The sequence below is a fragment of the Terriglobales bacterium genome (assembly GCA_035624475.1).
Lineage (GTDB): Bacteria > Acidobacteriota > Terriglobia > Terriglobales > Acidobacteriaceae > DASPRL01.
The window spans coordinates 1-6,936 of the sequence record DASPRL010000126.1 but is presented as its reverse complement, the minus strand read 5'-3'; the positions used below and the strand labels follow the sequence as shown (position 1 = coordinate 6,936).

Sequence of the window (6,936 nt, the reverse complement as noted above, 5' to 3'; positions counted from 1 at the left end):
CTGAAATTCATGATGCGAGTAGCGCGCCTGGCCCTCTGCAATATTGCTGGGAACGGAGACCGCTGCCCGGCGCAACTGGCTGGTGGAGTACTTACTCCTCGATCACGAACGGTCGCAACTTGCGCAGCACCGACTCGGGCGCCTGCGCTTCCAGCTCCACGAAGCCGTCCTGGTAGGCGCGGAAGAAGATGCGGGCGCGGGCCTCGAGCAGGGAGAGGGCCTTGCCCTCCTTCTGCGGAATGCGCAGGCGCACGCGGCTGAGCGGGTCCTCCTCGAGCATCTGGTCGATGCGCTCCAGCAGGGTGGAGATACCGATACCGCGCAGCGCCGAGATGTGCAGGGTGGAGGCGTCGTCGCACAGGCTCTCGCGCTCGAGCGCCGGCAGCAGGTCCACCTTGTTGAGCACGCGCAGGCGGGGCTTGCCCTGCACCTCCAGCTCGCGCAGCACCTCCTCCACCTGCGCCGCCTGCTCGGCGGCGAGCGGGCTGGTGGCGTCGCAGACGTGCAGCAGCAGGGCCGCGCGCTGCACCTCCTCCAGGGTGGCGCGGAAGGAGGTCACCAGGGTGTGGGGCAGATGGCGGATGAAGCCGACGGTATCGGAGAGCAGCACCTGGCGGCGGGAAGGCAGAGTGACGGCGCGGATGGTGGGATCGAGGGTGGCGAACAGGCGCGGCGAGGCGTCCACCCCAGCCTGGGTCAGGGCGTTGAAGAGCGTGGACTTGCCGGCGTTAGTGTAGCCCACCAGGGCGACGGTGGAGACCGGCACCGACTCCCGCCGCTGGCGTTGCTGGGCGCGGATGCGGCGCACGTTCTCCAGTTGCTGCTGGATGTGGCGGATGCGCCGGTAGATGCGGCGGCGGTCGGTCTCCAACTGGGTCTCGCCCGGGCCACGGGTGCCGATGCCGCCGCCCAGCTGCGACATCTCCACGCCCCGCCCCGTCAGCCGCGGCAGCAGGTACTGCAACTGCGCCAATTCCACCTGCAACTGGCCTTCCCGGGTGCGGGCGTGGCGGGCGAAGATGTCGAGGATGAGCTGGGTGCGGTCCACCACCCGCACCCGCACCGCCTTCTCGATGTTGCGCTGCTGCGAGGCGGAGAGATCGTGGTCGAAGACCAGGAGGTCGGCGCCGGCGGAGGCGGCGGCTCCGGCGATCTCCTCCAGCTTGCCGCGCCCGATGAGGGTGGCGGGATCGGGCTTGTCCTTGTGCTGCAGGAACTCGCCCACTACCTGGGCGCCGGCGCTGGCGGCCAGCTCCTGCAGCTCCGCCATGGACTCTTCGGCGCTGAACTCGGCCGCGCGGGGAGCGCGGGCGGCGGCGGCGGACGCCGGCCTGGCGGCTGCGCGCGCCAGCCGCGCCCCGGGAGGGAGCGCGCCCGCGTCTCCGCGGCTACCCGGCCGGGGCGCGCGGCTCGGGCGGTAGTCCAGGCCCACCAGGAAGGCGCGCTCGCGGGCGGTCCTGCCGTCCGCAGAAGACACTCCAGCGGGCGCCTGCCGGGACCCCGCGCGGGGGGGACTGCTGCGAATGGGCTATGCCTCCGTGCCCGAGGGAGCGACCGGGTTGGCCGCCGGCTGGGGCGCGCTGGCAGCTACCGGTCTCGGCTCGGCGTGCGGCCCCGCCTTGGCCATGACCACCGTCGAGATGGCGTGCTTGAAGATCAGCTGTTCCTGGTTGTTGGTCTCCAGCACCACGGAGTACTTGTCGAAGGAGCGGATGCGTCCCGTCAGCTTCACCCCGCTCATCAGGTAGATGGTGATGATGGCCTTGTCCTTGCGGGCGCTGTTGAGGAAGGAGTCCTGGATGTTCTGTGCCGGCTTGTTGTCCATCGCCGATCTCCTTGAGAACCACTGGGCAGGCCCGGCCAGGATCAGCCCGCCGCTGCTTCCACGATACGGCTTTCCCCGCCGGGTTTTCAACCCCGCCCCGGCTGCCCGGCCGGTGCCAGGCGGAGAGCGGCGGGCAAGCGCATTGACATTCCGCACGCAACGTGGGAGTATCAGGCCGCTTTCTGCGGCTTCATAGACGACCGGGGGACGATGGCTGCCGCAAGGCGGTCCATCCCACACGGCGCAACCAGGGAATTACGCCAAGCATGAGTCCCGGTCTTCCGGGACTCGTTTTTTGTCTCTCGCGGACGCCGTCGAACCTCGGATCAGAGCGGAGGAATCGCGATGCACATCCTGGCCGCATGGAGTTCGATCCCCTTCCACCCCCCTTCGGATTTCAACAGCATCTATCTCATCGTGCTGCGATGGATCCACTTCCTGGCCGGGATCACCTGGATCGGCCTGCTCTATTTCTTCAACCTGGTGAACGTCCCCTTCATGAAGGAGCTGGACGGGGCCACCAAGGGCAAGGTCATCCCCTCGCTGATGCCCAAGGCGCTGTGGTGGTTCCGTTGGGGTGCGGTGGTGACGGTGCTGGCCGGCCTCTTCTATTGGGAGAACAGCGTGCGCGGCAACGTCGCCTACCTGCACTCCAACGGCGTCACCCAGGCCTCCGAGGGCATGGTGCTGGGCACCTTCTTCGCGATCTGGATCGGGGCCTGGCTGATCGAGTACATCCTGCTCGCGCCGGTGAAGGGAGCACTGAACAACGGCAAGGTGCTGTGGGTGCTGATCCTGATCCTGGTGACGGCCGCAGCCTGGCTCTTCCTGGACCTCAACTCGAACGTGGAATACGCCAACAACGTGCTCGCCATCGGAGTGGGCGGCGGTCTGGGCATCATCATGCTGCTCAACGTCTGGGGCATCATCTGGCGCAACAACAAGAAGACCATCGCCTGGACCAAGGCCAACGCCGCCGACGGCACCCCCATCCCGGCGGAAGCCGCCAAGCTGGCGCGCCAGGCCTTCCTGGCCTCGCGCACCAATACCTGGCTCTCCATCGCCCTGCTCTTCTTCATGGCGGCGGCCAGCCACTACGCCCTGTTCGGAAAGTAGCCCGCGCGCAAGCGCTGCCAAGGCCCTCGCCCCGGCGAGGGCTTTTCCTTTGTGTGAGAATGGACGCGTGGATGCATCCGGCTACCGGCGGGGGATCTCGCTCTTCAATGCCGGGGATTTCTTCGACGCCCACGAGGCCTTGGAGGACGTCTGGCGGGAGGCCGCGGGCCGCCGCAAACTCTTCCTGCAGGCGCTGATCCAGATCGCGGTGGGCCTGCACCACCACTCCACCGGAAACCTCGCGGGAGCGCGCTCGCTGCTGGCGCGGGGCGGGAAGAAGCTGGCCGGCTATCCCGCCGCCTACGCCGGCCTGGACGTGGCCGGGCTGCGGCGCGCCCTCGCCCGCTGGGAGGAAGCCCTGGCCGCCGGCGTGCCCACGCCCGCGCCGCCTCGCCTGCGTCGCCCCGCCAAGCCCCCGCTCCGCGCCCGGCGGTGATAGACTTTTTTTGCCGCCCGTGAAGACCGCTTCCACCACGAAGAAGCCGCGACCAGCGCCGGCCCGCGCCGGCGAGATGCGGCGCATCCCGCAACTGGACCTCACCCGCCAGTACGCCGGCATCCGCCAGGAGGTCGCCGCGGCGCTGGCGCGCGTCTGCGACTCGCAGCGCTTCATCCTGGGGGAAGAGGTCGCCGCCTTCGAGCGCGAGCTCGCCACCTTCACCGGCGCGGCCACCACCGTGGCCTGCGCCTCCGGCACCGACGCCCTGTGGCTGGCGCTGGTGGCCGCCGGGGTGCAGCCCGGCGACGAGGTGCTGACCACCGCCTTCAGCTTCATCGCCACCGCCACCGCCATCGCCCGCGCCGGCGCCCGCCCGGTGCTGGTGGACATCGATCCCCTCACCTTCAACCTCGATCCCGTCCAGACCCGCCACAAGGTGAACAGCGCGCTGACCTCGCGGCTGCGCGCCATCCTCGCCGTCCATCTCTACGGCCAGTGCGCGCAGATGGACGAGCTGCAGAACATCGCGGCGGAAGGCAAGCTGGTGCTGCTGGAAGACGCGGCCCAGTCCTTCGGCGCGGCCTGGAGGGGGCAGCGCGCCGGCTCGCTGGCCGCGGCCGCCGCCCTCAGCTTCTATCCCACCAAGAACCTGGGCGGCTTCGGGGACGGCGGCGCGGTCGCCACCAGCGAGCCTGGGATGGCCGAGCGCATGCTCAGCCTGCGCAACCACGGCATGCGCGAACGCTATCGCCACGACGAGATGGGATGGAACAGCCGCCTGGACGCGCTCCAGGCCGCGGTGCTCCGGGTCAAGCTGCAGCACGTCAACGAGTGGAACCAGCGCCGCAACCAGGTGGCCGAGAGCTACGGGCGCCTGCTGGCCAAGGCCGGACTGTCCGCGCCCCGCTCAGCCTCGCAGCCCGCCCCGGTGCAGCCGCCGCACGTGCTGGCCGAGGCCTACCACGCCTGGCACCAGTACGTGATCCGGGCGGAGCGCCGCGACGACCTGCGCCACTTCCTGGCCGAGCGCGGCGTCGCCACCGAGGTCTATTACCCCATCCCCATGCACCTGCAGCAGTGCTTCGTCTACCTGGGCTACGCCGAGGGCAGCTTCCCGGAGGCCGAGCGCGCCGCGCGCGAGGTGCTGGCCCTGCCCATGTTCCCCGAGCTGGAGCCCGAGGAGCAGGAGTACGTGGTCGCCGCCATGGCGCAGTTCTATTCTTGAGTTTCTAGTTCCTCGTTTCTAGTTTCCAGAAAAGGCCGGCTGCCCCACTCAAGTGTTCTTTGAGCGGGTTATCTCCCAGGCGAATCTCAGCTTGCTTCCGGGAGGGCACGACTTCAGTCGTGCCGTAAGAAAGCCAACCCACTGATTTGTCATCCTGAGCGAGCGCCACTTTGCGGCTTGGCCGCAAAGTGGCGCGAGTCGAAGGACCCCTACTCCTTCTCCTTCGACCCTTCCATAACGATGACAGGGATTTTCGGAGATCCTCTTGGCTAAAGGGGTCCTTCGGTCGCCCTTCCTTGCCCGCTCTCCCGCCAGGCGGGATCGCGGCCGGTCGGGCTTCCTCAGGATGACAATCCGAAGAAGCGGCTACGTCCGGCACGACTGAAGTCGTGCCCTCCCGGAATCGCTCGAGAAACTAGAAACGAGAAACTGGAAACTCGAGGCAGACTACTTCCCTTTCCGCGACTTGGGCCTCTCTGCGCCCGGGGCCAGCACCTCCCGCACCACCACCGTGTTCATCTTGAACTTGTGCTCGGCCACCTGGCCGTCCTTGTCCTGCAGGCGCAGGAAGAAGACGGGCAGCTTGCCCTCGCGCCCGCCGAAGTCCTCCTCACCGACGCGGGCGGGCAGCAGGCCGTAGAGCCGGCTCTGGCGGTAGGCGGTCTCATAGCGCTGCTTCCTCGGGTTCCAGGTGAAGACCCGCACCTGGTTGAAGTCGAAGGGCAGACCATCCTTGGGATCGGTGAGCAGCAGCAGGAACTGCGGCACCTGCTTCTGGCCGTCGGGCACGCGGTTGAGCACGAAGAACGCGACGATGCGCCGCCCCTCGGCGTACTGCGCCACCTCCAGGGGAACGTCCTCGTCCACCATGCGCGCCAGCACCCAGCCCACGTGGCCCTGGGGATCGCGCAGCAGCCACCAGTCTTCCATGCTGGGGGGGGGGACGGGCTTGCCCGGGGTGGGGACGGGCGTGGCCGCGGCCGGTCCCGAGGTCGCCGGCTTCTCCGCCACCGCGCGCTTCAGCAACTGCACCTTGGTGCCCTCGTCGAGCAGGTAGAGATGCTCGCTGTCGCGGGCGGGCTCGACGTGCACGTTGGCGGGATGGCGGACGGTGGCCTGGGCCTGCACCGGGACGGTGGCGTTGGCCGCGGCCAGTCGCTCCAGCGCCTGGAAGACCTCGGGGCCGGCCAGGTAGCGCGCCTCCATCCAGCCCATCTCGCCGCGGGGCGAGCGCACCCGCACGTAGCGCTCGTTGCGCGCCTTTTCCAGGATCTCGACCTTCTCCCCGTTCTTGACCACGCCCACCTTGGCGTAGACGGCGGCCACGCGGTCGCGCAGCGTGACCTGGGGCACGGCCACGTAGCCGACCTCGATGTTCCTGGAGGAGCCGCGGCGGCATCCGGCCAGGCCCAGCCAGAGCAGCAGAACCAGGCCGGCGGCGAGGGCGGCGAAGGCTGCGCGCCTTCCGCGCGCAGCCGGGAAATGGTTGGAATTGGAGCAGTTCACGGCAGGCGCACCATGATAGCAGCCCGGCGCGGGCTCAGGCGAAGCCCCGCCCGTCGCCGAAGCTGATGCCGATGGCGCGGGCGGCACGCACGGTGTCGCCGTCGGGGTCCACCGCCTTCATGGCGCCGATGGCCTCGGCGATCTCGACGCTCTGGATGCGGGAGCCGCGCAGGCACACCATCTTGCCGAACTCGCCGCGCGCCACCAGTTCCACCGCGGCCACCCCGAAGCGGGTGCTGAGCACGCGGTCGAAGGGGGAGGGCGAGCCCCCGCGCTGCAGGTGGCCGAGCACGGTGACCCGGGTCTCGCGCTGGGTGGCGCGTCCGATGGCGTCGCCCACCAGGGCGCCCACCGAGCCCGCCCGCGGCGCGCTCCGTTTCTCCTCCCCGATCTTCGGCTGCAGCTCCGCCGGCAGCTTCACGCCTTCGGCCACCACCACGATGGTGAAGCGCTTGCCCCGGCCCTCGCGCTGCTTCACGAATTGGCAGACGTGCGCGATGGTGAAGGGGATCTCGGGGATGAGGATGACGTGGGCGCCGCCGGCGATGCCGGCCTCGAGCGCAATCCAGCCGGCGTCGCGGCCCATCACCTCCACCAGCATGATGCGGTGGTGCGACTCGGCGGTGGTGTGGATCTTGTCGATGGCGTCGGTCACCGCGTGCAGCGCGGTGTCGAAGCCGAAGGTGATGTCGGTAGCGGAGAGGTCGTTGTCGATGGTCTTGGGCACGCCCACCACCTTCAGCCCCTTGCGGAAAAGCTGCAAGCCGATCTTCTGGGTGCCGTCGCCGCCGATCAGGATGAGCGCGTCCAGCCCCAGCGCGCGCG

At 69.2% G+C, this 6,936-nt stretch carries 8 protein-coding genes; 3 read left to right on the top strand and 5 right to left on the bottom strand.

Annotated features, from left to right (window positions below; translation table 11 throughout):
- From VEG08_05515 to hfq, 3 genes are all read right to left on the bottom strand, one after another.
- Positions 1 to 75, bottom strand: a 75-nt coding sequence (locus VEG08_05515; GenBank protein HXZ27443.1) for a four helix bundle protein, incomplete at its 3' end; no start/stop codon positions are given.
- Between the two features lie 16 nt (positions 76 to 91).
- Positions 92 to 1,477: a GTPase HflX gene (gene hflX, locus VEG08_05510; protein ID HXZ27442.1), complete on the bottom strand. Its 1,386-nt coding sequence runs from the start codon at positions 1,475 to 1,477 to the stop codon at positions 92 to 94.
- A gap of 51 nt (positions 1,478 to 1,528) precedes the next feature.
- Positions 1,529 to 1,825: an RNA chaperone Hfq gene (gene hfq, locus VEG08_05505; protein ID HXZ27441.1), complete on the bottom strand. Its 297-nt coding sequence runs from the start codon at positions 1,823 to 1,825 to the stop codon at positions 1,529 to 1,531.
- Between the two features lie 345 nt (positions 1,826 to 2,170).
- Between hfq and VEG08_05500 the strand changes: the two genes are divergently transcribed.
- The 3 genes from VEG08_05500 to VEG08_05490 all read left to right on the top strand — a co-directional run bounded on the left by VEG08_05500 (position 2,171) and on the right by VEG08_05490 (position 4,605).
- On the top strand, positions 2,171 to 2,941 hold the full coding sequence (locus VEG08_05500; GenBank protein HXZ27440.1) for a urate hydroxylase PuuD: 771 nt from the start codon (positions 2,171 to 2,173) through the stop codon (positions 2,939 to 2,941).
- 67 nt (positions 2,942 to 3,008) lie between these two features.
- Positions 3,009 to 3,377, top strand: coding sequence for a DUF309 domain-containing protein (locus VEG08_05495; protein ID HXZ27439.1), 369 nt, complete (start codon positions 3,009 to 3,011; stop codon positions 3,375 to 3,377).
- Positions 3,378 to 3,396: 19 nt separating this feature from the next.
- Positions 3,397 to 4,605, top strand: a complete 1,209-nt coding sequence (locus VEG08_05490) for a DegT/DnrJ/EryC1/StrS family aminotransferase (GenBank protein HXZ27438.1) — start codon at positions 3,397 to 3,399, stop codon at positions 4,603 to 4,605.
- Positions 4,606 to 5,052: 447 nt separating this feature from the next.
- Here VEG08_05490 and VEG08_05485 read toward each other — a convergent pair whose 3' ends face one another.
- Positions 5,053 to 6,111: an SH3 domain-containing protein gene (locus VEG08_05485; protein HXZ27437.1), complete on the bottom strand. Its 1,059-nt coding sequence runs from the start codon at positions 6,109 to 6,111 to the stop codon at positions 5,053 to 5,055.
- A gap of 34 nt (positions 6,112 to 6,145) precedes the next feature.
- The coding region (locus VEG08_05480; protein ID HXZ27436.1) for an ATP-dependent 6-phosphofructokinase at positions 6,146 to 6,936 on the bottom strand (791 nt) is incomplete at its 5' end.

Bases quoted from the DNA above. Each gene is read 5' to 3' on its own strand.
- hfq (HXZ27441.1), bottom strand. From the start codon at position 1,825: ATGGACAACAAGCCGGCACAGAACATCCAGGACTCCTTCCTCAACAGC.
- VEG08_05500 (HXZ27440.1), top strand. From the start codon at position 2,171: ATGCACATCCTGGCCGCATGGAGTTCGATCCCCTTCCACCCCCCTTCG.